Raw genomic sequence first — 26,217 nt, forward strand, 5'->3', positions numbered from 1 at the left:
AAAATTTTGCTCATATCCTTTTACATATACTTAAAATAATATAAATAAAATAAAAACTATGCAATATATTTATCAATTCATTGCATAGTTACTTAAATCTACCTAATATTTTAGTATAAAGTTATGTCTATTATATAGTATTGTAATATTTCTTAATTATATCAATTGCAATCTCTTTTACTTTTGCTCCTCCGATTTTTTTATTAGAATCATCTGATTTAATAGCAAAGTAATATGTATCATCTTCATTTTCTACCATCCCAACAAACCATGCATCAACACATTGCTTCTTTTCATCAAATCCTGTTCCAGTTTTACCATATACATTTATTTTCTTATCATTTGTATCTATTTTCATAATCTCCTTCAAGAGATTAATATTCTCTTTTTTAAAACTTGTATCACCCTCAAAAATTTTAGTTAATACTTGTGTTTGCTCTTTGGGAGAGATTTTTAATGAAGATTCTAACCAGAACCCATTTAAATCTTTACTTCCATTTTTTAAATTTCCTTCCCACTCACTAATGTCACAATTCCCATATTTTAGATTATCTAGTTTATTTTGAACAAATTTAGCATCAACTTGATTCATCAGTTTTCTATGATACCAAACACAAGATACTTTAAATGCTTCTTCTAAATTAAGATTTCTATTCCAATCTTCAATCTCATAAATTGTGCCATTATACCCCATAACTGATTCTTTTGAATTTACTATTCCTTTTTCTAAACCAATTAATGTTGAAATTATTTTAAAAGTAGAACAAGGTGAAGCCCTTGTTTCAATTAACTCTTTATTGTATATATTATATTCTTTATTTTTACTACTATAAAAAACAGCCCCTCCACTAACATCTTTAAAACAATTACTATAATCAACTACATTAACTTTATCTTTTTTCTGTTGTGTACTATCTTTACTATCCAATTCATTTGATTTAAAATTTGTATTGTTACTCTTAATATTTTGTTCTTTACTCTTTTGATTACTTTCCATTGAATGTTTTGCTATAAATGCAATGATTAATAGAATAATTATTAAAATAAAACTTGTCTTTCTTTTCATATCTTACTCCTCCCCTATATATGTATATTTATAATCCTCCTTTAAAATAATAGACATCATCTGTCATATACTCTAAACGTGGAGCTTGAATGTGTTTATTTATAAAATCTAACTCTGGCTTATTTCCTTTTAAATCTTTAAAGAATACAATCCCATCAACAGATTGTAATTCAGCTCCAAAGAAAAAACAAACTGATTTTTTATTACCAACTATCTTAGTTACATCTACATTTCTATTTAACTTATTTATTTTATTTACTACTTCTTCTGAAAAAATATTTTCTAACTCCTTTTTGCCAAGTTTAATATTTAGATTATATTCAGAATTTAACTTTTTCTCATCACATGCTTTTAAAACTGCTTGTACAACCTCTATATAATACTTTTTGTAAAGTTGAAATCTAAAACTTTCACTTAGTCCAGGAAGAAATATAGTAGATATACTTATAAAAGTACAAACTATACATCCGATTACTTTTCTTTTATTTAAATCTTTTCTAAGATGTAGTTTAATAATATGTACACAAATCCATATGAAAGCAATCAACATTAATGGTATTGCAAATAATCCTATGAATAGTAAAATCACTCCTCCTCTCAATATAATATTTCCACAAAGAAATAAGAAGTCACTTACAAGAAATAAAGCTACAGGAATAATTATTCCTTTTATATTTTCTTTACCTAATATAATTATGTCGATTAAAGCTATTATAAAAACAGCTATTATAACTATCAGTAACATTGTTCTCTCCTTTCAAGTAGTAAAATTATGTCTGAGTATACACTTAAAACTTACTATTGTAATATTTAAAATATTACAATAGTAAGTTTTAAAAGTCAAGTTATTTAAATCTTTTAAACTAGCTCATTTTTACTAAATTCTAAATAAGTTTTATAATAGGAGTTTTGTTTTTATATGTAGCATACTAATTAATACTGTTTACACTGTAAGTAAATTTAAAAATAATATCTGTAATATAGCAGAATATATCATGAAAATAAATTTTAACCTTATTATAATATAACTACATAATATAATTATGCTACTAAAATATATAAAGAAAGGGCTTAGTATTTATGTCAGATATCATAATAAAGGGACTTACACATAATAATTTAAAAAACATCTCACTTAAACTTCCAAAAAACAAAATCATTGTCTTTACTGGAGTTTCTGGCTCTGGAAAATCAAGTATTGTATTTGACACAATTGCGGCAGAATCACAAAGACAAATGAATGAAACATATTCAGCATTTATTAGAGGTCGACTTCCAAAATACAAAAAACCTCATGTAGAACTGATTGATAATTTAACTGCTTCTGTAATCGTAGACCAGTCTCCTCTTGGTGGCAATGCACGTTCTACAGTAGGAACTATAAGCGATTTGTATTCTTCACTAAGATTATTATTTTCTAGAATTGGCAAACCATATATAGGAACAACATCATATTTTTCGTTTAATGGCCCAAATGGTATGTGTAAAAACTGTTCTGGAATTGGTAGAGTCAAATCGATTAATATTGAGTCTATTCTAAATCCTGAAAATTCATGGAATTCAGGTTGTGTAAATGACTCTCTATTTAAACCTAATTCATGGTATTGGAAACAGTATACTGAATCTGGACTATTTGATTTAGATAAACCTCTGAAGGATTATTCTATGGAGGAATATAATTTATTGCTATATGGCTCAAAAGATGGAAAAAGCAAGCCTGAAAATTCAAAAGTTGAAGGTATTTTTAATAAATACAATCAAACATATCTAAATCGAGATATTAGCAATATGAGCAAACACACCAAAGAAAAGTCAGAAAGACTTATAACTGATGAGGAATGTCCTGAATGTCATGGAAAAAGATTAAATAAAGATGCTCTTAACTGCACTATTTTAGGGTATTCTATAGCAGATATTAGTAATATGGAATTTACTGAACTTTACAATTTACTCTCTCAAATAAATGATGATAGAGTTGAAACTGTTGTAGATACTCTTACTGATGGCTTGAAAAGAATGATTGATATTGGACTTCCTTATTTACATCTAAATAGAGAATCGACTTCTCTATCTGGAGGAGAAGCTCAGAGATTAAAACTTGTACGCTATATGGGAAGTAGCCTCACAGGTCTAACCTATATTTTTGATGAACCCAGCACTGGAATGCACCCAAGAGATGTACATCGTATGAATCAATTATTAAAAAGACTTAGAGACAGAGGAAATACAGTTCTGGTGGTAGAGCATGATAAAGATGTCATATCTATAGCAGATGAGATTATAGATATTGGTCCAAATGCTGGTAAACATGGGGGAAATATTATATTTCAAGGTACCTATAATGAATTACTTCTAGCAAATACACTTACTTCAAAAGCTATGAATTTGTCATTATCTCTAAAATCTAATACTCGTAAACCAAAAAACTTTCTTCCCATTAGAGGAGCTTGTTTGTATAATCTAAAAAATATTGATATAGATATACCGGTTGGAATCATGACAGTTGTTACTGGAGTTGCTGGTTCTGGAAAAAGTACTTTGATTTCTAGTATTTTTGCAAAAAAATATGAAAAAGATGTTATTAAAATTGATCAAAACCCTATCACGACTACAAATCGCTCTATGCCAGCTACATTTCTTGGTTTTTTTGATGAAATAAGAAAACTTTTTGCTAAAGAAAATAATGTTGGTGAAAGTTTATTCAGCTTTAATTCTAAAGGGGCTTGTCCTATTTGTAATGGAAAAGGAGTACTTGTTACAGAACTGGTATTTATGGACCCTGTTATTAATATATGTGAAGCTTGTAGAGGTACTCGATATAATGAAGAAGTCCTGTCAAAATTGTATAAGGGTAAAAATATAGTTGAAGTTCTTTCCATGACAGTAGATGAATCACTTGAATTCTTTACGGAAAAGAAACTTTGTAAAATATTACAAACTATGAAAGATGTTGGATTATCTTATATGACTTTAGGTCAGCCACTTAGTACACTATCTGGCGGAGAATGTCAAAGGATTAAACTAGCAAAAAATCTTAATAAAAAAGGTACTATATATATTCTAGATGAACCAACTACTGGTCTTCATATGTCTGACATTGACAAGCTTATGTTGATTTTTGAAAGAATAGTAGACAGAGGTAATACAATTATTATCATTGAACATAATTTAGATGTTTTAAAGCAAGCAGATTGGGTGATAGATATTGGACCTGATGGTGGTAAAAATGGTGGTCAGGTGGTATTTGAAGGTACTCCATCATAAATGTTAAAAAAAGGTAATACTATAACATCAGACTTTCTTAGAAAATCAATAAAAAAATAAGAACAATGGTGTAAATAAAACTACAGAAAAAATGCTTTTTATTTTAAAAAATATCTATTAAAGTATGGAATAAGAATACACATAATTATATATTTTATTTATGGCTTGTACAGTTCTAATTACCTCAAATAGTACTTCTGATATTTTGTTAATTCTATAGAAGACACTTTAATCTATAGAATTAACAAAATATCAGTATTTCCCCTATCAGAAATCAACAAGGGAAAAATCGTTTTATCCAGTGCTGTTGTAGTTTAAAGTGCCTCCTCCTTGATATAGTAGCGGATACATTGCTTTAATTAGTGCTAAGCTTCATGTTCCGACTTACTTTACCACACAATCATCTGCCTTCACATCGTTTTCGGTTCCTATTCCCACTTCGTTCTACCTGATACCAGCCGCAGTTTTATTAACAGCTATGTTGCCTGTGATTGACTGGAGCACATCCACAACATTAAAATGACACATTCGTCATTTTAACATTGACATGACATAGAAAAGAGAGTATAGTATATCATATAATAATGACGATAAAGTCATTTTAAGGGAGGTTGATGTAATGCCAAAAGTAAATGAACAGTATTTGGAGGAAAAACGGGATCAGATACTGGATGCTGCATTTGATGTTTGCATGTCCAAGCCAGTATATACAGTTAAAATGAAAGATATTATTGAGAAAACAGGCTTTAGTCACGGGCTTGTATATCGTTATTTTACTAATTTGGAGGATATCCTATTTGCCCTCATTAACAGAGACACATCAATTGTTGACGTGTCTGCTAAAGTTGATGAAATACTGCACTCAGAACATTCTCCAGAAGATGTTGTAAAGCAGCTGTTTTCGCTATATTTTGATGCGATTATGATTGGCATCACTGGGTACGGTAAGATTTTAAATGAAATGCTTTCTACGCTTGCCAGCGACCAGCAATATTATCAGAGGTTTCGGGCAAATGTAAAGGTTGCATCCCATAGCGATTATTTACAAACGCAAGCATATCAATATATTGAAGAGCAAATACAAAAAGGCTATTTCTCTCCTAAACAGACGTTAGATGAAATATATTCTTTCATTACAGTATGTCTCAGCGGAATCGAAAGAGACTTGATTCTAACAAGGTGCTACCCTGCTATGCAATATATTCAGTTGAATACGGATGGATTACTGTTCAGCCTGTGTACATCTGTCCTTTTCATGTTGGGAAGCAGTAACCAGTCAGTCTGAAAATAAGGACAACAAGAATGAGTCCATAGTTTATTTACAATGAGGAGGTTATGCTGATGTGGAATTATTATGAGAAAAAACCAATACTACAATACTTATTGCTTGTATTTTTAATTGCATGGAGTGCTACAACAATCGTCATAATAGGCGAACGGCTTGAATGGTTTGCAGAACCGATTGGAACTGTCGTATACTACTTACTAGTTGGTTTCTCAATTGGATTTGCTCCAGCTTATGCTGTTACGATTCTTCTTAAAAAAAGCGGACAGATTCACGGGATTAAAGAACTTTGTGAACGTATCGTCAGAACCAATCATATATCCAGCTCTCGCGCCCTGATTGTTGCTATTTTCTTTGCCAGCCAGATTGTGATCAATATCCTTTGCAATCGATATCTAGGAAAGCCTTGGTATACGATACTCCTTATGTTTCCATTCATGATTATAGGCGGCGGATTGGAAGAGCTTGGCTGGCGCGGTTTTTTGCAGCCAGCATTAGAGCAAAAACTCCCTTTTTTTGCTGCATGTCTTCTCACAGGCGTGATATGGGCCATTTGGCATCTTCCGCTCTGGTTGCTACAGAACGCAAACCAATCCTCCATGAACTTCATCTCGTTTTTGTGTTGGTGTATCGCGATGTCTTTTATGTTGGCAGTCTTATACAGGCTGACTGGAAGTGTCATGATCTGTGTGTGTTTTCATGCGTGGTGCAATGCGATTGGTGGTCTATTCACAATGGACCTTCTTATCCAGCCAATACAAGCAAAATCAATTGTGCTGCTGGGTCTCCAAGTTATTTTAGCTATGATTGCTTACATACAGATGAATTTGTCTTGGAAGTAACTCAGAAGATACAATGCTTCATATCGAAACGCAAGTTTGCTGAGCTGTAAGGAGTTCATATGGCTAAAGAAAATGCAAATATACCTGACAAAACCGTTTATTTGCTTTCTAAGACAGGTTATATTGAGTTGAAAGGTACACTTGTATCATTTATTCAAATTTTTAATTATAACCTTGTTCCTTTTATGATTGCTATTTTTTTTATTAAATTCTTAGATAGAAAAGGAGCAGTTGATATTCTTACAAAACGATTAGAATATCTTGAAAAAAGCAATATAGGTACTTCAAATCAAATAGAAATTTTGAAATCCCAAGACTTGCCTACATATATTATTTGCAACGTCAAGCACAGTGCACAAATTATTCAAACAGATATAATATCAACGAAAAAACTTATTAACACGATAAAATAAATTGATGAAACTGGAGAAGCGTAAATGCTACCCCAGTTTCTTTCAAATAATGGCGACACGGGTTCCTGCCTTGATAAACTTCTGGTAAGGGCATATACGCCCTTAGCCAGCCATATCCTCGGATTGGAGGACTACCTTCTTGGCTACCCTTGCGGTAACGCTCATGCACAACAAGAATTTTTTCAACAAACTCATTAAGCATAGTTGCTGTCATGGTGTCAAAGTTTTTGTATTTGTCAATGAGGTCAATAAGCTCCCCCATTAAGAGCACAAGCGGAAAAGCACATGAAATCAGATTTTCAAGTAATTGAGTGGCAAGGTGTGATACCTCATAATAAGTTAGAAAAATCAATCTTTACAATGTAAACTATATATCTCAATTAAGTTCTATAAACTGTGTTAAATTTCCAGTGTATGTAAGCTTAAGTTTATGCATAGCCCGTGTACAGGCAATATATAATAAACTACGGTCGTAATCATTGTAATATGTTTTATTATTTACTGAAGGAATAACAACTTCATCAAACTCTAGCCCCTTTGACATTTTAATAGAAGTAATTGATACACCTTTTATAAAACTAGAACTTTCAGGAGATATTAAATTAACATCATATTCTTGCTTAATAACATCATATATTGCTTTAGCCTCGCTGTTGGTTTTTAGTATAATACCAAGGGTAGCATTGTTGCTTTCCTCAAACTGCTCAATCTCCATTTTTATCTTCTCTATCTCATCTGGTTCGTTACTGCATTTAATCACAACAGTCTCCTCACCATGTCTTTCAATAGCCTCCAGCGGAGTTATATTTTGAATTTTCTTGGCAAAATTAATAATCTCAAAAGTAGAACGATAACTCTTGTTTAACATTACTAACTCTCCACCATCATAAATCTGTACCATATCATCTAATGTATGTAAATGATTAGGGTTGATTAGTTGTCCAAAATCTCCAAGAATAGTTTTTTTACATTTGAAAAGCAAGTTTATTACAGCATATTGAATAGGAGTGTAATCCTGCATCTCATCAATAACAATGTGTCTTATCACTTTGTCTTCTTGTAATCCCTCATATGCAGCATGAAGATATATAAATGGATACACATCTGCCCACTCAAGAGTATTCTTTGATGGCATTACAAACATATCTTGAATATTCATCTGTTTGAAGAAGTCCTTATACACTGTTAGAGTATTTTTTATTGTTAGCATTCTATTTAAACTTTTCAGTATATTTTTTACTTTTGGTAAGTCATCTTCCATAATATTATCTGATTCAAATCTATAATGAATATCTTCTGCTACCATCTCCAGTCTTCGCTTAACTGGATATTTATTATATGCATCAAATCTTTTTAGTATCCAGTCACTTTTAGCTATAAAACCTCCAAAAGTGTAATCTTTAGGAATAAAGACCATATTTGGCATTTGCTTTATATATTTATCCATAAGCTTTAAAAAATCAAGTGTAGACTTAAAACGTACTCTTTTTTCCCATTGTACATCATTTACTTCCAGAGAATCTTTTTCTCCCTCAAAATCAATAATCCTCTCTAATTGAACTTCTGCTATATCTTCAAAACTTAATTCACATAGAGGCTCTTCTCCTAGTTCAGGAAGTACATTAGAAATATAGTCACCAAAGACTTTATTAGGTGATAGAATAATTACATTATTTGCTGATATCTTATCTTTAAATCGATAAAGAAGAAAAGCAATTCGATGTAAGGCTATAGATGTTTTTCCAGAACCAGCTACTCCTTGAATAATGAGGGTGTCAGCCTTGTCATTTCTAATAATTTGATTCTGCTCTTTTTGTATTGTTGAAATAATGGATTTCATCTTTTCATCTGAAGTATTACTAAGTTCCTTCTGAAGAATATCATCTTGTATATTCATAGAACTTTCAAGTACATACTCCAGTGTTCCATTTTTAATTTTAAACTGTCGTTTACGTGTTATTTCTCCATCTATCCATCCAAGTGGTGCATTATACCCTGCTGGTCCTATCTCACAATCATAAAACATACTGGCCATTGGAGAACGCCAATCTAGTATTAGAAGTTCATTTTCATAATCAAATGCAAATCGACCAATATAATACTTTGAATCATAACCTTCATCTTTTAGTTGAAAATCTATCTTAGCAAAATATGGCGAATCTTTCATTTTAGCAATCTTGTCTCGAACTTTTACCATAAAAGCCCCATAACTATCTATTTGCTTTAGTGCCAGTTCATTTTGGAACATTTCATGTGGGTCTATCTCTCCACGATTTTTTACCATATATAATTTAGCATCCATGTAATCTTTATCTAGTTTATCAACTGAATTTTCTGCATTCTCCAAAGCATTATCCAGCTTATTATTTATATCTATAAGGTATGCAATCTCATCTGGAAAAGATGTTGCTAACTCCATCTCTTGTCCAGATATATTATGTTTAGGATTGGATGTAATAGAATTACAACTTTCTAATTGCTGATTTTTAGACATTTGAATCCTCCTTGCCAATTAAGTATTATCTTAAATCATTATACTGAATTGAATTTTATATTTTTTAATCATTCTTGCTCTTTGATTCAAATTTAGTTTTTGCTTTAAATTTCAGCCTCAAAATTTGTATTTCTTTTTAAATAAAAAATACATTTTCTTATATTTATAATCAAAATTATGAGAAACATGGACAGCAAAATAAATACACCTAAAAATGTAAAATTATTTTTTAATACAATAGATTATTAGTACTATTCAGTGTCTTTTTCATTTTCAGAAGACAGAATAAATTTTTGAGTAGGATACCCAAATTCAGTCAATAATTCAGCTTCTGCAAAACCTAACTTCTTTATCATATTCCGATGTCCTGTATCAGCTTTATCTCCTTCTCTAAAAGTTGTGATTGAGATAGATTTATCTATCAAAAAATTCTCAATAACCTTTTTTAGAAACACCTGTGCAATATCTGAATTACGATATTGAGGGTGTATTCCAAAAAAGTCAATGCTCCCAGTTTCTTTATTAAATACCATATTTGCAATAGCAATGTTATTAAATTTTAATATCAAGGCTCTTTCTTCCAAAATATATTGTTTTAATTGAGAGATATATTCTTCCTCCTGTAAATTTGGGAATCCATCTATGACTAATCTCACTAAACTCATCCATGATGGTATATCAGATATTTTAGCAAGTGTAATATCTTTTTCTAATTCCGATATATCTTTTGAAAATAGATTTTCTTTTTTCAAAACAAATCTTAGCTGCAAAGGATAAAATTCTTGTTCTTTTCGATATTTATTTGGAGATTTTTTATACATATCTTTAAATACAGAAGTAAATGCTTGTTGACTTTCATAGCCAGCTATCAATGCAATTTCAATAATTGTTTTTTTAGAAAATACTAATAGTTTTGCTGCCTCTGTGAGTTTTCTTCGTTTTATATAATCATGCATTGTCAACCCAACAGAAGTTGTAAAAGTTCTATGTAGATGATATTTTGAATAATGAACAGCATTAGCAACTATATCTAAATCCAGCTTTTCTGATAAATGCTCCTCTATATAATCAATAGCAGTTATAACATTATTTACTTTATAAAACATTGCAGCTCTCCTCCTTTTATCCATGAGACATTATATCAATTACTTCTTAGTCATATTTAATAAATCTTGCTATTTTTTATAATGTGAAAATTATTTTTTATATGTTTATCTCATCCTGTAACCTATTTTTCAATTTTCTTACATATTTCTAACTTAATAATATCCATTTTTTCATATAATATAATCATTAAAAAAGAAAAATAGAGTATTTCATTTGAGATTCTTAATATTCTCTTGAAATACTCTTCTTTATATAAATATTTCTTTATTTTTAAATATACACTTAATTTATTTAACTCTAAATAAACTTTTAACTTTAAGATTTACTATCTTCTATTATTTAATTAAAGACTCCAACCCTTTAATTTTCAATAGTTTTTCGTTTAATAAATCTAAAAATTTATCTATTATTTCCTGTTTATTAGATTCTTTAACTAAATAATAAATAAACCTATCTGGTGGAGCATCTTTTATGTAATGTATCTCAATATTAGATATTTCTTTAAGGTGATATGCTACTGATACTGGCACAATGGACCATACATTTTCTTGTCTCATAAAATACTCTAAAAGAGACATTTGGTCTAAAAATACTTTAGGTTGAAGAGTTGAACGAAACCAAAAATTATGCCACAAATCATATTCAGGATTCCATGGAAGTCTTATTTCATCGGCAACATCTAAAACAGATGGATGCAATTCTCCATTGTATTTTGAGCCATAACTTGTTACCAGTAACATGGCTTCTTTAAATATTGGTATTGTTTCTATGTCATTAAAAAACATATCATCTGAAATAAGAGCTATATCAACTTCCCCCTTGGAAACATAATCATATGCTTCATAAGAATGATAGTTATAAAAATTTACATTATACTCTGGATATGTATTCATAAAACAGGAAAATACATCTGGAAGTATGTATGAGCTAACACTTCCTATAGAGGATATATTTATAATTTTACTTCTATCAATCTTAGTTATATACTTAGCTTCTTGTAAGAGAGTTTTATATTTTTCTGCAATTGGAACAAATGCCTTCCCTTCTTCTGTCAACTCTGATATTCGTACTCCCTTTTTTCGATTAATTAATTTGTATCCCAATTCAGCTTCTAATGCATGTATGCGTCTACTTAAAGCTGGCTGAGTAACATATAAACTTTCAGCAGCAGCAGAAATGCTTCCCAGCTTTATAATAGTCAAAAAAGCTTGTATCTCAAGTTCTGTCATAATCTTACCCCAATTCATAATATAAACATTTATTTATATTATATGGATAAAAACAGCATTTTACAATTATTTAATATGACTGTAAACTAATTGTATCTTAAAATTTAACGAGGTGCCATTATGAAATATACAACTAACTTAACAGAAGGTTACATAAAGAAAGAGTTGGTCATACTCATGTTCCCATTACTTTTAGGAAATATACTCCAACAACTTTACAATACTATTGATGCTATTATAGTTGGTAGGTTTGTAAGTCAAACTGCTTTTGCTGCTGTAGGTGTAGCTGGAACTACTATGAACCTTTTTATATTTGTACTAAGTGGAAGTTGTACAGGTATATCAATTATATTTGCACATTTTTATGGAGCTAGTGATTTATCTTCATTTAGAAAAGAATCTTTTCTAGCAACTATCTTTGGCATTACATTAGCTTTAGGATTAAGTATATGTTCAATATTTATGCTTTCTCCATTACTAAATCTAATTCATACACCACAAGAAGTTTCAAATATCGCGATACCATACCTAAATATTATTTTTTGTGGACTTATCGCAACATATTTTTATAATTTATTATCAGCAGCCTTGAGAGCTGTTGGGAATACTAAAGCTACCCTAATTATCTTAATGCTTTCAATGATAATAAATACTGTTTTGGATATAGTTTTTGTTGCAGTATGTGATTTTGGAATCCAAGGAGCAGCTTCTGCAACTGTACTTTCACAGACTCTTGCATCAATTCTTTGTTTTATTTATATAAGAAAAAACATTTCATTTCTTTTGTTTAGAAAGGAAGATATGAAGTTTGAATGGAAATTATTAAGATTAACTCTATCCTATAGTCTAATTTCAGCTCTTCATCAATCCAGTTTATATATTGGAAAATTACTAGTACAGGGAGCTGTAAATCTAATGGGAGCAGACATGATTACAGCATACACTGCTACAACAAGAATTGAAGGCTTTGCTAATTCTTTTGGTGATAGTGGTGCTGAGGCTATCTCTATATTTGTCGCACAAAATCTTGGAAATGAAAATAGAAAAAGAGCAAAGCAAGGATTTTATACAGGATTGATTACACTAGTGTGTCTAGGAATTGGATTATCTTTGATAATGTATTTCTTCGCAAAGACTACTATTGAATTTATGACAAATAATGCCAATAGTAGAATTGTGATAAATGGCATAGAGTACATGAAAACTATCTCTATTTTCTATGTTTTATGTTTTATAGGAAGTGCATTTGTTGGATGGTATAGAGGAAGTGGAAAAGTAAATATCCCTGTAATTGGAACCGTCTTACATATATCAATTCGTGTTATTATTTCTTATTTGTTTATTCAACAATTTGGTTTAAAGACAATTGCATTTGCTACTGGCATAGGATGGGTTTCTGTTGTGACATTTCAGTATATTATTTTTTGTAGGTCAAAAAAAATAGAAAGGTGAACTCTATCCAAAGTTCACCTTTTATGTAAATAACTTTTTTTATTTTGATACATATTAATCTAATTTATAATATATCAGAGTTAAGATTAACAAATTAAACTTTTGAGTATATAATATATTACCCTAAGCTATTTATTAATAACTCTATTTTAAAGTTAATCCTGTGTTTGAGTTAATCCCATATTTTGAGCTAATTTTATTTTGTATGCTGAACATACTCTATAATTGTGCCATCTGGATGTTTTACTGTCATATTATATCCTGTAGGAACTTTTTTCTTATCTCTTATTACTACTGCTCCACTTTGTAGCAGATGACTTCTCCATTCATCCACAGAATCAACCATAAAAGTAGCTTTCGTTTCTATAAATGGCTTAAGAGCAGTATCAGAACCAGATAACAGCAAAACATTTCCTACTTGAGCCAACTCTAACCCCACTTCTTTATAAGAAAAACGTAAAGAACATTTATCTTTTAAAAGATTTTCATAAAAAGGAATTGCATTTTCTATATCCTTAATATAAAAACGTGTTAATACATCATATATCTTCATATTATTTACTCCTTTATTTATCTGTCTTGTTTCTTCTCGATTATATCATTTTGCAAATATTATGATAATATCTCAATCATTAAACCACAACTATAATAATTACCCTAACAAGTCCTTATTATCACATAACAGGTAGTAACTTTCAATAAAAACGTCTATTAGTCACTCATTAAGTAACAATTCAATCTGTCATATCATAAACAATCCATATAAAAAACAAGTTAACTACCATTCATAGTAAAATGGTAGTTAACTTGTTTTTTATTACAGCTAAACCTATGTATCCACAGAATTTCTATTCTGTTTTGTTATTTATAGAATAGGTAACATCATTTTAGTGAGATACTCACTTTCAGGACGATTTAAATCATTCAAGTACTGATAATAGATATCTCCATGAAGTTCATATCCACTATCCTTCGCCCACAAAAATAATTCTTCAAGTGTAGGGTCTTGCAGTTCATATGGTCCTAAATCAATTGCAGTTATTATTTTCTGTGTTGGAACAATCTTTTGCAAAATTTCATTTTCTGTATCCATATTATTAAATACAGAATGATTAGCTACAGGAAAACCTACTTCAACATCTAATTTTTCTAAGTCCATGTTATGAAAGCATACAATTGGTGCTCCTGCAGACAATATTCCCTTTTCTTCCAGATAGTTGGAAATTTTTCGAAAACTTTGCTGTGAAAACTCTGAAAATTCTACCATAAAGTCAATAGTTTTTCGTATTGCTAAAATGCAATACGAAGGCTGTTCAGCCATCGTTATATTAGATATTCTAGCCATTTCATATCCTCCATTACTTTATTTTTATTTCTTAGCCTCTGTTTCGTAGTTTTTATTCTTAGTTGCATCTTTATATTAACAGTATAACAAAACCAATATTATGATGCTTGTCACACAGTGCTCTTATTTTGAGTAAATACAAATGGATTGAAAATAATGAATAACTCAAATAAGAAATAGTACTGCTTATTATAAATCACTAGTATTCATCCTTGAAATGCATAAAGAAAATCAATATTAATCTTGTAGTTCTTCTAATATATAAATAACATTAGAATTAAACATATTTTCTAGGTTACTACTTTTAGAGTCATTTTTTACATAAAATTAAGAGATAGTTTAATAGCTATCTCTTAAAATAATTCTACTATTTAAATTTAACTAAATCTTATTTTTATTATCAAGTTACTAATATACTAAAACATTTTAACAGTTTTCATCTAGCTCCCCTAGAATCTTATGAATATGAATCATTAAATATAATTCCTCCTGACGAGGCAATTTTCTAGAGTATTCCTTGTGTATATAGGCTCCTATTTTCTTTACACATTCATATTCTTCCTTACAATTTTTACGCACTTGATTATATATAAAATCTATCTTTTCTTTTGATGGTTCATTAGCCAGAAATCTTTGAGAAAAAGCCTTTAGATGCATTACAAATCTCATATAATAAAATGATTCTTTATTATATACAATAGAAAAGTGATAATGAACTATTTGTAAAATGGCATTCACAATTTTAGCACTTCTCTTATTTCTATCACTATAAGGATTGTCTTGTTGTGCATTTATAAAATGGCCTGCTATATTACCAATTTCCTCTTCTGGTAGGTCTAGACCAAGAACCTCCTTAAAAACAGTAATCGCATATTTTCCTATATCATATTCTTTTGGATTAAATTCTTTAATTTCAAACAAATAGTAATTCTCAATCATTATACCTTCTTTAAAGCGTCTCACTGCAAAGGCGATGTGGTCAGTTAAAGCCAAGTATATATGGTTCATAAGTTTTAAATTATACTTTTCTATTCCATATGAGATTATCATTTGAGCTATACCAAAGTATTCTGCATCTATTTCTGATGCAAGTTGTACAATGCTCTTTTTTATATTTTCATCATGAAGAACGAAAGTTTTTTCTATATCTTCTTTATTTAACTCAGACCCAATCTTATAATTATGACCAATTCCTTTTCCCATCAATATTATCTCTTCGTCATTATCATCCTTTGCAAGTAGCAACGAATTATTTAATACCTTTGTAATGTACATACTAAAAACCTCAATATATTATATTTATTTTGTTATTCCATTACTCTTTATGACTTCTTTATACCAATAAAAACTATCTTTCTTTATTCTTTTTAAATCTAAGGTTTCATGGTCTGTTCTGTTTATGTAAACAAGCCCATAACGTTTGTTGAAACCTTGTGAAGAACTTAAAAGGTCTGTAAATGACCATAGACAATATCCCATCATTTCTACACCATCTTCAATAGCTAATTTACATGCATTTATATGAGTATTTAAATAATCTATACGATAGTCATCATGAATTTTACCATCTTCAAGGACATCTTTAGCTCCAAGACCATTCTCCGTTATTATAACAGGTAAGTGATACCTTTGCCAATATTCATTCAATACAACTCTAAGTCCTGATGAATCTATTGATGCTCCATACTCTGAAGCCTTTAGATTAGGATTCATTGACATCTTAAATAATCCATACATACTAAAGTCAACGGTTCCTTCTCTTAGTCCAAATGGATGTTGTGAATCCTCAGGTAAGGCCTCTGCACAGTTTGTTCTATAATAATTTACAGCTATGAAATCCATTTTAGCTTTTTTAAGTACTTCTTTATCTTCATTTTCCATATGAGGGACTATATTTCTTTTCTCAAGATAATTCATATAATACCCTGGATACTCTCCATAATAATGCATATCAAGCATGTAGTACACTTTAAAGTTGTCATTCATTCTTGCTGCATATACATCTTCTGGTTTAGATGTAAGAGGATATGTTACAGATGATGATACTGCTGCTCCAATCTTGCTTCCTTCTATCATTTCATGGCATGCATTAACTGCCAATGCATGGGCTAAACAAAGATTATAATCCATTTGAGCACGCATTTTATCTATCTTCCATGGGTCTGTTTCATTATATATATTAATTCTCTCTTCTACTCTAACTATTAAATTCTGTTCATTATGAGGTTGCCAATATTTCACTCTATCTCCAAAATGCTCAAAGCATACTTTGGCAAATCTTTCAAAGGCATAAACAGTCTCTCTACCTTCCCAACCATTATACTTCTCCACTAGTGCAAAAGGTAGGTCAAAGTGATATAAAGTTACAAATGGCTCAATGTCACACTCTATTAATTTATCTATTACTTTATTATAAAAATCTATTCCCTTTTGGTTTATTTCTCCTTCCCCATCTGGAATTAGCCTTGCCCATGAAATTGAGAAACGATAAGTTTTCATTCCTAATTCTTTCATCAGTTCAATATCTTCTTCATAATTATGATAAAAATCTGATGCTACTTTAGTGTCTGCTTGCAAGTGAGACTTTTTAAAAGAATTGTAATCAGCCACTGTTTTTCCTTTATTATCTTTATCCCAAGCTCCTTCCACTTGAAATGCTGAAGATGATGCTCCCCATAAAAAATCTTTTGGAAATCCTGTATTCATAAGTGTCACTCCTTTTATATTAATGTTTTAATCGTTTTATTTGTTGCTTTATTGCACTAAGCTAATTTTTATAGTTCTAATCAATTTAATTATTAACTAATGAAATTATTTTATCATTTGTAGATACATGACTGGATTTACAAGAAATCACCTGTGCAAAATCAAATGTATTATTTACTATAACTGGTGTAGTTACATCATATCCAGCTTTTTTTATTTCATCTATATCGAAAGTTATCAGTTTAGAACCTTTTTTCACTAAATCTCCTTGATTAACATGTTTTACAAAGTGTTTTCCATTTAACTCTACTGTATTAATTCCAACATGTATCAACATTTCTGCTCCATTATCTAGCTTTAATCCTATTGCATGTAGTGTTGGAAATAAAGAAGCTACTTCACAATCAGTAGGAGCTATTATTACGCCTTTTGTAGGTAATACAGCTATACCTTCTCCCATAGCTTTTGATGCAAATACATCATCTTTTACTTCTGATAATTCTATACAATCTCCTTCCACAGGTGAAGTTATATCAACAATGCCCTCTTTTGTTTCTACTTTTATAGTAGAGCTATTTCCTTTAAAAGACTCTTCTAAATCTTCAAACCCAACTAGATAAGTTAAAATAGCTGAACCAAAAAATGCTATAGCACAACCTCCTAGATAACTTAAAAAACCTAACGTTCCTGCTTCAGCATATACAGGTATAGTTAAAACACCTTGGTTTGCGAATGCGTTACCATAAGAGCCACCCATTCCCATTATGCCACCTCCAATTGCACCACATATTACAGCACATACCATTGGTTTTTTTAACCTAAGATTAGCTCCATATATTGCAGGCTCAGTTATACCAAATAGTGCCGTTATAGTTGCAGACATAGAGATTGTCTTTAATCCTTGATTTTTAGTTTTAAAGAATACCCCTAGAGCCGCTCCTGCTTGCGAGAAGTTTGCGGCTCCTGCAAAAGCCAATAAATTCTGTCTTCCAGTTTGAGCAACATCACTTATACCTATTGGTAGTAGTGCTCTATGTGCACCAAATATAACTAATACGCACCATAATCCACCTATGAATGCTCCACACAATGCAGGGCTTAGTTCATAAATATACTTGTAAACAAAGTTTATAACATTTCCTATATATATCCCAATTGGTCCAAATAAAAACAATGTTGCAGGTAAGATTATAACTAATGATAAAGTTGGAACCATTATTATTTTAATTACTTCAGGCATATACTTTTCCAGTATTTTTTCAACATATGAAAGAGCCCATATAGCAATAATTATTGGAATAACAGATGATGTATATGTGGCCTTTGTTACTGCTAATCCTAAAAATCTAACTGTTTCTTCCCCTGCCATCAAAGCTGTAAAGGCTGGATAACAAAGTGTTGCCCCTAATACCATAGATATTATTTTATTTGCATTAAACACTTTAGCCGCAGTATATCCTAGTATGATAGGCATAAAATAGAATATAGAATCAGCCATAGCATTTAGAATAATATAACTTTGAGTCTCTTTTATATCTACTCCATTTTTATTCATATAGTACATAGCAAGAACTGATAAAATACCTTTAATCATACCAACCCCTGCTATAGCAGGTATTGTAGGTGTAAATATTCCAGCTACAGCAGATAATATAGAGTTCATGATACCTTGTTTTTCTTCATTTCCATTTTTATTATCTATTTCACTTGATTGAGGTACCATTTTTACAATCTCATCATACACTTTTTTTACTTTATTACCAATTACAACTTGTATCTGACCCATACTCTCTACAACAGTTATTACTCCTTCAGTTCTGGCTAACTTATCCTTATTAACCTTAGAGGTAATTTTAACTTTGAATCTAAGTCTCGTCATACAGTGAGTAACTTCATTTATATTCTCTTTTCCACCTACATTTTGTAGAATTTCTTGAGCTACTTTTTTATAATCCATATATAAATCCTCCATCTTTAATTATAGGCTTTTTGTTTTTATGGCCAATTAAACAAAAAAATCGAACCAAATAAATAGATTATACCCATAGTACTATATAGGTAACCTATAAAAATTGATTCGATCTTGCCTGCATCACCAGTAACACGTCTACTGTAATATTCAAATTTGTTAACTTTATAGTAACATAAGCGTTTTCTTAATTCAACTATAAAATATAATTTTTCAACAAATAATTCTTATTGTTATATCGAAATTTATTTTTAAAATTTTAAAATACTTGATTTACTAAACAAAATGGTATATTATTTCCATTATAAACATACCATTTGGAGGATAATATGAAAAAAATATTTAATCAAAAATTACTTTTACTCTCTATTGTTGTATTTTTCTGGTTTTCACAATACGTATACATACCTTTTCAAAATCCATATTTAAGTATATGTCACGTATCTACAAACATGATTGGTATAATAATAGGCTCATATGGAATCTCACAATGCTTACTAAGACTTCCTATTGGGGTTTTTGCAGATTCTATAAACAAACATAAAATATTTATACTATGTGGAATTTTATTTGCTGGTTTGGCATCTCTTATAAGAGTTATTTCTCCTGGAGGAGAAGGATTTCTTATAGCTAATATCTTATCTGGAATAGCATCATCAACTTGGATTTCTTACATGGTTCACTACACTGATTTTTTTTCCATAGAACATCAACAAAAAGCTACAAGTACAATAATTTTGGTAAACAACCTAGGAATGTTAATTGGATTTGTCATGAGTACCTTATTTTATGAAAAATTAGGAATGGTAAATTTGTGTATTATGAGTGTAATATCTTCAATCATTGGTACACTTCTAGCCTTAAATGTAAAAAATCATCACTCAGGAAAAATAACCGAAAAAATCCCATTTAAAAATTATTTATCTATATGCAAAGACAAAAGACTTGTATTTTTTTCTTTTATGGCATTGATTCAACAAGGAATCCAAATGTCTACAACAATGTCATTTACTACTCAAATTCTTAAAGAACTAGGCTCTAGCTCTACCATTATAGGCTTATCTTCTATATTTTACATGGTATGTGCTGTTGTATCTTCTGGATTTGCTTCTACTAAATTTTGTACAAAGCATGGACCAAAATTTTGGATTCCCTCAGTGTTTTTTTTGATTTCAGTTTATTGCTTTCTAGTTCCAACAGTAAAAAGTATTAATATAATATTTATGCTACAATCGTTACCAGGAATATCTACAGGTATACTTCTTTCTTACCTTACTAGTGAGTCTATGAAAAATATACCAAAATATCAAAAATCTACTGCAATGGGATTTTTTCAAGCAGTTTATGCTATAGGAATGTCTATATTTCCAATGCTAGTGGGTAAAATATCAGATTATATTTCAATACAATATGGTTATTTTACTTTAGCTTTTATTGCTATAATTGCTTCCATATTATCTTATACATACTATAAAAAATTAAATTTACCTCTTAATTGTGATATAATACACTCATAAAAAATTATATGTTTAGGAGTTTTTATGACAAATTTAAGTGCCACTGAACAAATTATTGATTATATTAAAGTAAATATTCTAAATGGAAATTTTAAAATTAATAGTAAATTGCCAAGTGAAAGAAAGATTGCTGAACTATTTAATATAAGTAGAATTCCTGTAAGGAATGCTATAGACAAACTTTGTAAAGAAGGAATACTTAGGTCTATTCCCTATTCAAGCCCCATAGTTGAAGGATTTAAAAAAGTTGACCTTTTTTCTGATAATGAAGTTTATAAAAATCATAATATACAAGAATTTTACGTTGAATCTTTAAGAGCAAGACAACTTATAGAAAGTGAAGCTACTAAGTTAGCCATTTTAAATGCTACTTCTGAAGAACTTCAGAGAATAAGATATGCTTACTTGAAATCTGTAGAAGAACTAGACAAAGTTTCACAAGGCTTAATAGAAGAATGTTATGACGCTGACCTGCAATTTCACAAAGAAATAATTTTAGCTTCTCATAATCCAATTTTTATAAAGTATTATGAATTAATACCTAAAACTGTGTCTTCTAATCAACACTTTGGCTTTAAATATAGAAATTCACTACAAGATATGATTAGTCATCACAATGAGATAATGATGGCTTTTGATAGTAAAGATGCTAATTTGGGTTATACATCAATGTATAACCATTTAGAGGGAGTTATTCAGTTATTTCAGCGTGATTAAACTTCTATTTGTAGGTCTTATAGTTAAACTCGTGAGAATTATAGGTCTAATAGTTCAGACTTATGAGAACTAAATATTTATAATATGTACTATAAAGAGCTTATTTTAATATACTACTAAATATAGTGTCCAAATAAGCTCTGTTTTACTATTCATAGATTATTTTATTAAGTATTATAATTAATATTAGATTGTATATAATCGTTACTTAAAAATAAAATTGACTGTAATATAAACAATTATAAAGCATTATTTGGTAGCCTTCTTTTTTCCTAGTTTAGGTATTTTTAATGATTATCATATCATTTTTTTAATTATGCATATAAAAAACAGCAAATCATGAGAATTTACTGTTTTATATTTTGATATTTAGAATTACTTAGTTTGATATTGAGATTTACTTAATCAGCCATAATTTAGCCTTGTAAAATTTGATTAACATCATCAATAGTTATATCCATTCTCGTCGCCACTTCTGTAAGATTCATACCTTGTTCTTGGAATCTATTAATTACTGATTTCATAGATTCACCTATTTCAATTAAATGATTATCCAAGTCATAAATTCGAACTACCTTTTGCCCCCATGGTGCTTCTTCCACATCACGAAGTAAAGTAACATCACTTCTTTTATTTAGTTTTGATATAAACTCTTCAAAAGACTCTGCTTCAAAGAATATTTCACAATTATTCTCTTTGTCTTTCATATCTTCTTTCGAGATTCCTGTCAACCAATCAAAATCTTGTTGCAATGACAATCCACTCTCAAATACAATGTTTTTTCCATAGTCAACAATAACTTTTAAATCAAATAATTCTTCATAGAATTTACGAGCAATTTGAATATCTTTTACTGCAAATAAACAACCTGCATATTTCATAAGTTACCTCCATCAACATTAGTAAATAGATTATAACATTAGTACTAGAAAAAAATATTGTAAAAAACGGACATGTTTTCGTCATTTTTAAGTCAATAAATATAAGTGTTCTCAGTAAATGTAAGTTCTCTAAATAATAGTAATATACAAAATAAACACTACTTTATAAGCGAATGGATACAAAAGTGCCATCCTGAGTTTCCACATGAACAATCTCAAGTCCCTTGTACTGCTTAAGAACAGACTGACATTCTCGAACGAGTTCCTGTAGAAATTTTTTGGTAATGACTTCCTGATATGGCTCTGGAAGTGATTTTTTAATCTCTTCAATAACCGATTCTGGCAACAAAAGAACTGCAGTATTTGCTAGAAACAATGGTATGGGTAGCCACAAATTTGTTTCTTTTGAGCGGACAATAATGCGCATAAACCTATTCTCCTAGTATTTATTTTATAAAAACTTTAACTGTAGTGCCATCAGCAGAGTCAACCTCTATGATATTGCCAAGTGTTTCATTATCCAGACATTCAAGAATAGAGGTAGTAAGAGCATCTAGGTCTATACCTTGCAAATCTTCACTCTTAATTGGCAACTTACCTGTCATTTTCAACACTTGACGTATAATCTTTACAGGAAGTTGCACATTTACTTTATCACCATCTGGAGTGTCCACAATAATCTTCAACATCTTATTTTCATATGAAGTACTGCTTTGTTTAGTAAAAGCTTGACTATCAAAGTCTTCTGAATAATTCGTATACTCCTCTTGAGATGTAGTTTTATCTAATGCATCAATCAAGTCAATTGCCTCTTTGGCAGAAAGCTTTCCCTCCTCTACCATTGTTAAAATCCTCATTTTTTCATCCATATTATTTTCCTCATTTCTGCTCTTCTGTATCCATTCCAACAGAAATAGCCTCATATTTTGGTCACTACTCCTGACTACTGTCAGAAATAGAGATAGAGCTTCATTTATTTTCTTTTATTTGTTCTAATGCCTCTGCTGGAGTGATTTCTCCTTTTTCCAGTGCATCTAAAATCTCCTTTTTATGTGAATCAGAAGAAGATGTCACATTAGATTTTCCGTCTAGTTTTTGGATAATATCATCTAACCTAGAACGAACAGTTGGATAAGAAATCTTTAGTTCTTTTTCCACTTCTTTTATATTACCACGACATTTTAAAAATGTTTCTGCAAAGAATAAATCATCTGCAGATAGATAGTCAAATGCACTGAGGCAGAAATCATTTTCAATCACTGTATCACAGTTTTCACATTGTAGCTTGACAACTTTAAGTTTTCTTCCGCAGACAGGACAGCGGCTGATAACTTGATACATCACATCACCTTCTTTCTATCTAATGTTTATAATATAAATCAAAAAATTAATAAAGTCAATATATACATTAAAATAATTAATATTTATATTAAAATAATTAATACATATCTAAAATCAGCAATAGATATATCAAGAATAGTAGATGTACCAATTGAGGAACTATTCATTTTCGATTAATTTTTGTATCATTGATAATATGTTTTAAATACACATTAGAAAATGGCTACTTTGATTTTATTTCAGAGCCACCATTTTACTAACACCTATATTTAAGATGAAACATTTCTATTCCTAAACAAAGGTTTTTAACTACTAAACAGTTGTTCACAGAATGTTGATTTATATAACCTGATGTTTGTTATAAGCCCGTATAGCAAGAAGAAGAAATACAGGAATTTCAATTATTGATGCCACTATTATGACATAGGGTGACCAGATGCTTGCCTGTCCAATATGCAGATAATTAAAGCTAGTCAATTGGTACAGTAAACTATTTTGCATACCTATTCCTGCTGATGGTAAGATAAAAGTAAGCCAATTGGCTCCAGCCGAATACGTAAATATTGGAAGTAAACATGTTACAATAGCAATTAGGATAACAGAGAGTGAATCCTTGCATTTAGCTGATAAAAACAGTGTGAAACTGACAGTTGCCAGCAGTGAAATAAGCCCTCCTATTGCCAAAGTAATCTGAAGCTGCCCTAAATTAAGTGCAGGCAGACTGATAACTGAAAATAGCATCTGCATAGATGTTTTCATACACTCAGTTCCAAATGCTAGATTTGAAATTGTCAAATGAATTGAAATACATATGACAAATGCTACAGTAAAAATAGTAAGTGCAGCCATAATCTTTGCAATTGCCAATCGAGAATGTCCATGTTTTGTACAGCGCAAAATACTATCTGAACCCGTTTGGTATTCATTAGAAAACGTAGGGGTCACAGCCGCTGTACAAAGAATGACTAGGAGAAAAATAAATAGAATAATATAATCAAATGCATCTCTTGAATATCCAGTATAAAGCTGAAAAGGCGTATTTACTTCTACATATTTTTGTATCGCATGTTTCTGTGCGGTTGGATATTTCTTTTGCTCCATCTGCATGATATCTTTAAGATGTTGCGTAGTCTGCTCATAAAAACCATCTAATTTATTAGGAGAAATATCCATTAAGCTTATTCCCTGACCAGTCTTTGGATTAGAATAGGCTTCTGGCAGTCTTGCCAATAGAGATTGAATGGGAAATACCTTTTTTATATAAATATCTGTAGGGAATTCACCACTACTAAGGCTGTCTTCTCCATATGGCAAAACTACACTTTGATAGATATTCAAAGCTTCTTTGAGTTTTTCCATAGTAACTTCTCCATTATTTTCAGAGCGAAGTGATTTTTTATAGGCAATTGCTTCCAGACCATTTAATTCTGCTACCTTGTTGCCGTTTTTATCATATTGATTGATGTCCTCATACAATACCGGAAGCCAAGCCATCACAACAGACATGAATAGTGAAATAAGTAATAAAATGATAGAACGACGTGATTTCAACACACGTTTTATTTCAAGACGATAAATACGAATCATTTACTTTCCCTCCTCACTTATTTCCTCTTGCGGAAATAACCATAAATATAAGTCCTCCAAACGGGGCGAAGCCATTATTGAGTCACTTGTTTTGGCTTCATCTGCCAAATAACGAACTGATACCTGATTATTACCTTCACTACGTTGATTAATAATACGAAGCTGCATTTCATACATAGGCATCTTTTCAGCAGGTATGATACAATTCCAAACTTTACCTGTAACTTGTTTGACCAATTCATCTGTTGTCCCTACATCAAGAATTCTTCCTGATTTCATAATGGCATTTTGAGTAGCAATATACTCAATATCAGATACGATATGAGTTGAAATAAGGACAATCCTGTCATGAGAGAACTCTGAAATAAAGTTTCGGAAACGAACTCGCTCTCCAGGGTCAAGTCCAGCTGTTGGTTCATCCATTATTAGAAGTTTCGGGTCATTTAACATTGCTTGTGCAATTCCCACTCGACGTTTCATTCCACCAGATAACTTGATAATTTTTTTATTTTTGACATCAGTCAAGGTAAGTGTATGCAGCAGACTGTCAATCTTTTTTCTTGTTTCTCTAGCAGGAACGTCCTTTAATGCAGACACATACTCCAAATAGTCCTTTACTGTAAAATCTTGAAAGAAACCAAAATCCTGTGGCAAGAAACCGAATAGATTTCTGTATTCTTCTCCCATTGAATGAATATCCTTACCATCAAAAACAATTTTTCCACTAGTTGGTTTTAGAATATTCGCAATCATTTTCATAAGCGTAGTCTTACCAGCACCATTAGCTCCAAGAAGCCCCCACACACCAGGTGTAAGATTTAAACAAACATCATCAACTGCGGTTTTATTCTTAAAATTTTTTTTAAGATTTGTAATTGTTAATTCCATGTCTTTTTTCCTTTTTTGTAATACAAAGACAAACGTCCTTGTTCAGTTTTATTTTACTAAACAAGGATGTTTTAAACTTTAATATTAACAGGATAAATTCCTAAGAAAATCCTA

Annotated in this window: 24 protein-coding genes; 7 read left to right on the forward strand and 17 right to left on the reverse strand. The window is 30.3% G+C overall.

The window, feature by feature from the left end; translation table 11 throughout:
* Positions 1–130: 130 nt before the first annotated feature.
* Together IR151_RS13850 and IR151_RS13855 are read right to left on the reverse strand one after the other, a co-directional pair.
* On the reverse strand, positions 131–1,066 hold the full coding sequence (locus IR151_RS13850; protein WP_227435332.1) for a penicillin-binding transpeptidase domain-containing protein: 936 nt from the start codon (positions 1,064–1,066) through the stop codon (positions 131–133).
* A gap of 28 nt (positions 1,067–1,094) precedes the next feature.
* On the reverse strand, positions 1,095–1,811 hold the full coding sequence (locus IR151_RS13855) for a hypothetical protein (protein ID WP_227435334.1): 717 nt from the start codon (positions 1,809–1,811) through the stop codon (positions 1,095–1,097).
* 335 nt (positions 1,812–2,146) lie between these two features.
* On the opposite strand from IR151_RS13855, the gene IR151_RS13860 reads away from it, so the two are divergent.
* The 4 genes from IR151_RS13860 to IR151_RS13875 all read left to right on the forward strand — a co-directional run bounded on the left by IR151_RS13860 (position 2,147) and on the right by IR151_RS13875 (position 6,870).
* Positions 2,147–4,330, forward strand: coding sequence for an excinuclease ABC subunit UvrA (locus IR151_RS13860; RefSeq protein ID WP_227435336.1), 2,184 nt, complete (start codon positions 2,147–2,149; stop codon positions 4,328–4,330).
* Between the two features lie 619 nt (positions 4,331–4,949).
* Complete coding sequence (locus IR151_RS13865; RefSeq protein ID WP_227435338.1) at positions 4,950–5,615, forward strand: TetR/AcrR family transcriptional regulator; 666 nt, start codon at positions 4,950–4,952, stop codon at positions 5,613–5,615.
* Between the two features lie 56 nt (positions 5,616–5,671).
* Positions 5,672–6,457 (forward strand): type II CAAX endopeptidase family protein, encoded by a 786-nt coding sequence (locus IR151_RS13870; RefSeq protein ID WP_227435340.1) that lies wholly within the window; start codon positions 5,672–5,674, stop codon positions 6,455–6,457.
* Between the two features lie 59 nt (positions 6,458–6,516).
* Positions 6,517–6,870, forward strand: coding sequence for a hypothetical protein (locus IR151_RS13875; RefSeq protein WP_227435342.1), 354 nt, complete (start codon positions 6,517–6,519; stop codon positions 6,868–6,870).
* Here the strand turns inward: IR151_RS13875 and IR151_RS20495 are convergent.
* From IR151_RS20495 to IR151_RS13895, 4 genes are all read right to left on the reverse strand, one after another.
* The gene (locus IR151_RS20495) at positions 6,854–7,132 is read right to left on the reverse strand and encodes a DUF4368 domain-containing protein (RefSeq protein WP_413927197.1); all 279 of its coding nucleotides are present in this window, start codon (positions 7,130–7,132) and stop codon (positions 6,854–6,856) included. The two genes, IR151_RS13875 and IR151_RS20495, sit on opposite strands and share 17 nt — an antisense overlap.
* A 114-nt stretch (positions 7,133–7,246) precedes the next feature.
* Positions 7,247–9,364 carry a UvrD-helicase domain-containing protein gene (locus tag IR151_RS13885; RefSeq protein WP_227435344.1) on the reverse strand — a complete coding sequence of 706 codons (2,118 nt, stop codon included), beginning with the start codon at positions 9,362–9,364 and terminating at the stop codon, positions 7,247–7,249.
* 251 nt (positions 9,365–9,615) lie between these two features.
* Positions 9,616–10,470, reverse strand: coding sequence for a helix-turn-helix transcriptional regulator (locus IR151_RS13890; RefSeq protein WP_227435346.1), 855 nt, complete (start codon positions 10,468–10,470; stop codon positions 9,616–9,618).
* Positions 10,471–10,806: 336 nt separating this feature from the next.
* Entirely contained in the window at positions 10,807–11,700 is an 894-nt protein-coding gene (locus tag IR151_RS13895) for a LysR family transcriptional regulator (protein ID WP_227435347.1), read from the reverse strand.
* 120 nt (positions 11,701–11,820) lie between these two features.
* Here IR151_RS13895 and IR151_RS13900 point away from each other — a divergent pair, with 120 nt between their 5' ends.
* Complete coding sequence (locus IR151_RS13900; RefSeq protein WP_227435349.1) at positions 11,821–13,152, forward strand: MATE family efflux transporter; 1,332 nt, start codon at positions 11,821–11,823, stop codon at positions 13,150–13,152.
* Positions 13,153–13,348: 196 nt separating this feature from the next.
* On the opposite strand, the gene IR151_RS13905 is transcribed toward IR151_RS13900, so the two are convergent.
* From IR151_RS13905 to IR151_RS13925, 5 genes are all read right to left on the reverse strand, one after another.
* Complete coding sequence (locus IR151_RS13905; RefSeq protein ID WP_227435351.1) at positions 13,349–13,705, reverse strand: VOC family protein; 357 nt, start codon at positions 13,703–13,705, stop codon at positions 13,349–13,351.
* A 312-nt stretch (positions 13,706–14,017) separates the two neighbouring features.
* The gene (locus IR151_RS13910; protein ID WP_227435363.1) at positions 14,018–14,497 is read right to left on the reverse strand and encodes a GyrI-like domain-containing protein; all 480 of its coding nucleotides are present in this window, start codon (positions 14,495–14,497) and stop codon (positions 14,018–14,020) included.
* A 426-nt stretch (positions 14,498–14,923) separates the two neighbouring features.
* Complete coding sequence (locus IR151_RS13915; protein ID WP_227435366.1) at positions 14,924–15,772, reverse strand: PRD domain-containing protein; 849 nt, start codon at positions 15,770–15,772, stop codon at positions 14,924–14,926.
* Between the two features lie 24 nt (positions 15,773–15,796).
* The gene (locus IR151_RS13920; RefSeq protein WP_227435369.1) at positions 15,797–17,203 is read right to left on the reverse strand and encodes a glycoside hydrolase family 1 protein; all 1,407 of its coding nucleotides are present in this window, start codon (positions 17,201–17,203) and stop codon (positions 15,797–15,799) included.
* Positions 17,204–17,288: 85 nt separating this feature from the next.
* Positions 17,289–19,160 (reverse strand): beta-glucoside-specific PTS transporter subunit IIABC, encoded by a 1,872-nt coding sequence (locus tag IR151_RS13925; protein WP_227435373.1) that lies wholly within the window; start codon positions 19,158–19,160, stop codon positions 17,289–17,291.
* A gap of 341 nt (positions 19,161–19,501) precedes the next feature.
* On the opposite strand from IR151_RS13925, the gene IR151_RS13930 reads away from it, so the two are divergent.
* Together IR151_RS13930 and IR151_RS13935 are read left to right on the forward strand one after the other, a co-directional pair.
* A complete protein-coding gene (locus tag IR151_RS13930) occupies positions 19,502–20,689 on the forward strand; it encodes an MFS transporter (protein ID WP_227435376.1) in 1,188 nt (395 codons plus the stop codon).
* A 24-nt stretch (positions 20,690–20,713) separates the two neighbouring features.
* Positions 20,714–21,406 (forward strand): FadR/GntR family transcriptional regulator, encoded by a 693-nt coding sequence (locus IR151_RS13935; protein ID WP_227435378.1) that lies wholly within the window; start codon positions 20,714–20,716, stop codon positions 21,404–21,406.
* 416 nt (positions 21,407–21,822) lie between these two features.
* Here the strand turns inward: IR151_RS13935 and IR151_RS13940 are convergent, their stop codons facing one another.
* The 6 genes from IR151_RS13940 to IR151_RS13965 form a co-directional block, all read right to left on the reverse strand.
* A complete protein-coding gene (locus tag IR151_RS13940) occupies positions 21,823–22,287 on the reverse strand; it encodes a VOC family protein (RefSeq protein WP_227435380.1) in 465 nt (154 codons plus the stop codon).
* Positions 22,288–22,450: 163 nt separating this feature from the next.
* The gene (locus tag IR151_RS13945; RefSeq protein WP_227435382.1) at positions 22,451–22,714 is read right to left on the reverse strand and encodes a hypothetical protein; all 264 of its coding nucleotides are present in this window, start codon (positions 22,712–22,714) and stop codon (positions 22,451–22,453) included.
* A 19-nt stretch (positions 22,715–22,733) separates the two neighbouring features.
* Entirely contained in the window at positions 22,734–23,195 is a 462-nt protein-coding gene (locus tag IR151_RS13950; protein ID WP_227435384.1) for an SHOCT-like domain-containing protein, read from the reverse strand.
* Between the two features lie 61 nt (positions 23,196–23,256).
* Entirely contained in the window at positions 23,257–23,628 is a 372-nt protein-coding gene (locus IR151_RS13955; protein ID WP_227435386.1) for a DUF2089 domain-containing protein, read from the reverse strand.
* Positions 23,629–23,967: 339 nt separating this feature from the next.
* Positions 23,968–25,215, reverse strand: coding sequence for an ABC transporter permease (locus tag IR151_RS13960; protein WP_255619087.1), 1,248 nt, complete (start codon positions 25,213–25,215; stop codon positions 23,968–23,970).
* Positions 25,216–26,103 (reverse strand): ABC transporter ATP-binding protein, encoded by an 888-nt coding sequence (locus IR151_RS13965; RefSeq protein WP_227435388.1) that lies wholly within the window; start codon positions 26,101–26,103, stop codon positions 25,216–25,218.
* Positions 26,104–26,217 lie beyond the last annotated feature (114 nt).

The organism is Clostridioides sp. ES-S-0006-03 (assembly GCF_020662275.1).
Classification (GTDB): domain Bacteria; phylum Bacillota; class Clostridia; order Peptostreptococcales; family Peptostreptococcaceae; genus Clostridioides.

Bases quoted from the DNA above. Each gene is read 5' to 3' on its own strand.
- IR151_RS13850 (WP_227435332.1), bottom strand. From the start codon at position 1,066: ATGAAAAGAAAGACAAGTTTTATTTTAATAATTATTCTATTAATCATT.
- IR151_RS13855 (WP_227435334.1), bottom strand. From the start codon at position 1,811: ATGTTACTGATAGTTATAATAGCTGTTTTTATAATAGCTTTAATCGAC.
- IR151_RS13860 (WP_227435336.1), top strand. From the start codon at position 2,147: ATGTCAGATATCATAATAAAGGGACTTACACATAATAATTTAAAAAAC.
- IR151_RS13865 (WP_227435338.1), top strand. From the start codon at position 4,950: ATGCCAAAAGTAAATGAACAGTATTTGGAGGAAAAACGGGATCAGATA.
- IR151_RS13870 (WP_227435340.1), top strand. From the start codon at position 5,672: ATGTGGAATTATTATGAGAAAAAACCAATACTACAATACTTATTGCTT.
- IR151_RS13875 (WP_227435342.1), top strand. From the start codon at position 6,517: ATGGCTAAAGAAAATGCAAATATACCTGACAAAACCGTTTATTTGCTT.
- IR151_RS20495 (WP_413927197.1), bottom strand. From the start codon at position 7,132: ATGGGGGAGCTTATTGACCTCATTGACAAATACAAAAACTTTGACACC.
- IR151_RS13885 (WP_227435344.1), bottom strand. From the start codon at position 9,364: ATGTCTAAAAATCAGCAATTAGAAAGTTGTAATTCTATTACATCCAAT.
- IR151_RS13890 (WP_227435346.1), bottom strand. From the start codon at position 10,470: ATGTTTTATAAAGTAAATAATGTTATAACTGCTATTGATTATATAGAG.
- IR151_RS13895 (WP_227435347.1), bottom strand. From the start codon at position 11,700: ATGACAGAACTTGAGATACAAGCTTTTTTGACTATTATAAAGCTGGGA.
- IR151_RS13900 (WP_227435349.1), top strand. From the start codon at position 11,821: ATGAAATATACAACTAACTTAACAGAAGGTTACATAAAGAAAGAGTTG.
- IR151_RS13905 (WP_227435351.1), bottom strand. From the start codon at position 13,705: ATGAAGATATATGATGTATTAACACGTTTTTATATTAAGGATATAGAA.
- IR151_RS13910 (WP_227435363.1), bottom strand. From the start codon at position 14,497: ATGGCTAGAATATCTAATATAACGATGGCTGAACAGCCTTCGTATTGC.
- IR151_RS13915 (WP_227435366.1), bottom strand. From the start codon at position 15,772: ATGTACATTACAAAGGTATTAAATAATTCGTTGCTACTTGCAAAGGAT.
- IR151_RS13920 (WP_227435369.1), bottom strand. From the start codon at position 17,203: ATGAATACAGGATTTCCAAAAGATTTTTTATGGGGAGCATCATCTTCA.
- IR151_RS13925 (WP_227435373.1), bottom strand. From the start codon at position 19,160: ATGGATTATAAAAAAGTAGCTCAAGAAATTCTACAAAATGTAGGTGGA.
- IR151_RS13930 (WP_227435376.1), top strand. From the start codon at position 19,502: ATGAAAAAAATATTTAATCAAAAATTACTTTTACTCTCTATTGTTGTA.
- IR151_RS13935 (WP_227435378.1), top strand. From the start codon at position 20,714: ATGACAAATTTAAGTGCCACTGAACAAATTATTGATTATATTAAAGTA.
- IR151_RS13940 (WP_227435380.1), bottom strand. From the start codon at position 22,287: ATGAAATATGCAGGTTGTTTATTTGCAGTAAAAGATATTCAAATTGCT.
- IR151_RS13945 (WP_227435382.1), bottom strand. From the start codon at position 22,714: ATGCGCATTATTGTCCGCTCAAAAGAAACAAATTTGTGGCTACCCATA.
- IR151_RS13955 (WP_227435386.1), bottom strand. From the start codon at position 23,628: ATGTATCAAGTTATCAGCCGCTGTCCTGTCTGCGGAAGAAAACTTAAA.
- IR151_RS13960 (WP_255619087.1), bottom strand. From the start codon at position 25,215: ATGATTCGTATTTATCGTCTTGAAATAAAACGTGTGTTGAAATCACGT.
- IR151_RS13965 (WP_227435388.1), bottom strand. From the start codon at position 26,103: ATGGAATTAACAATTACAAATCTTAAAAAAAATTTTAAGAATAAAACC.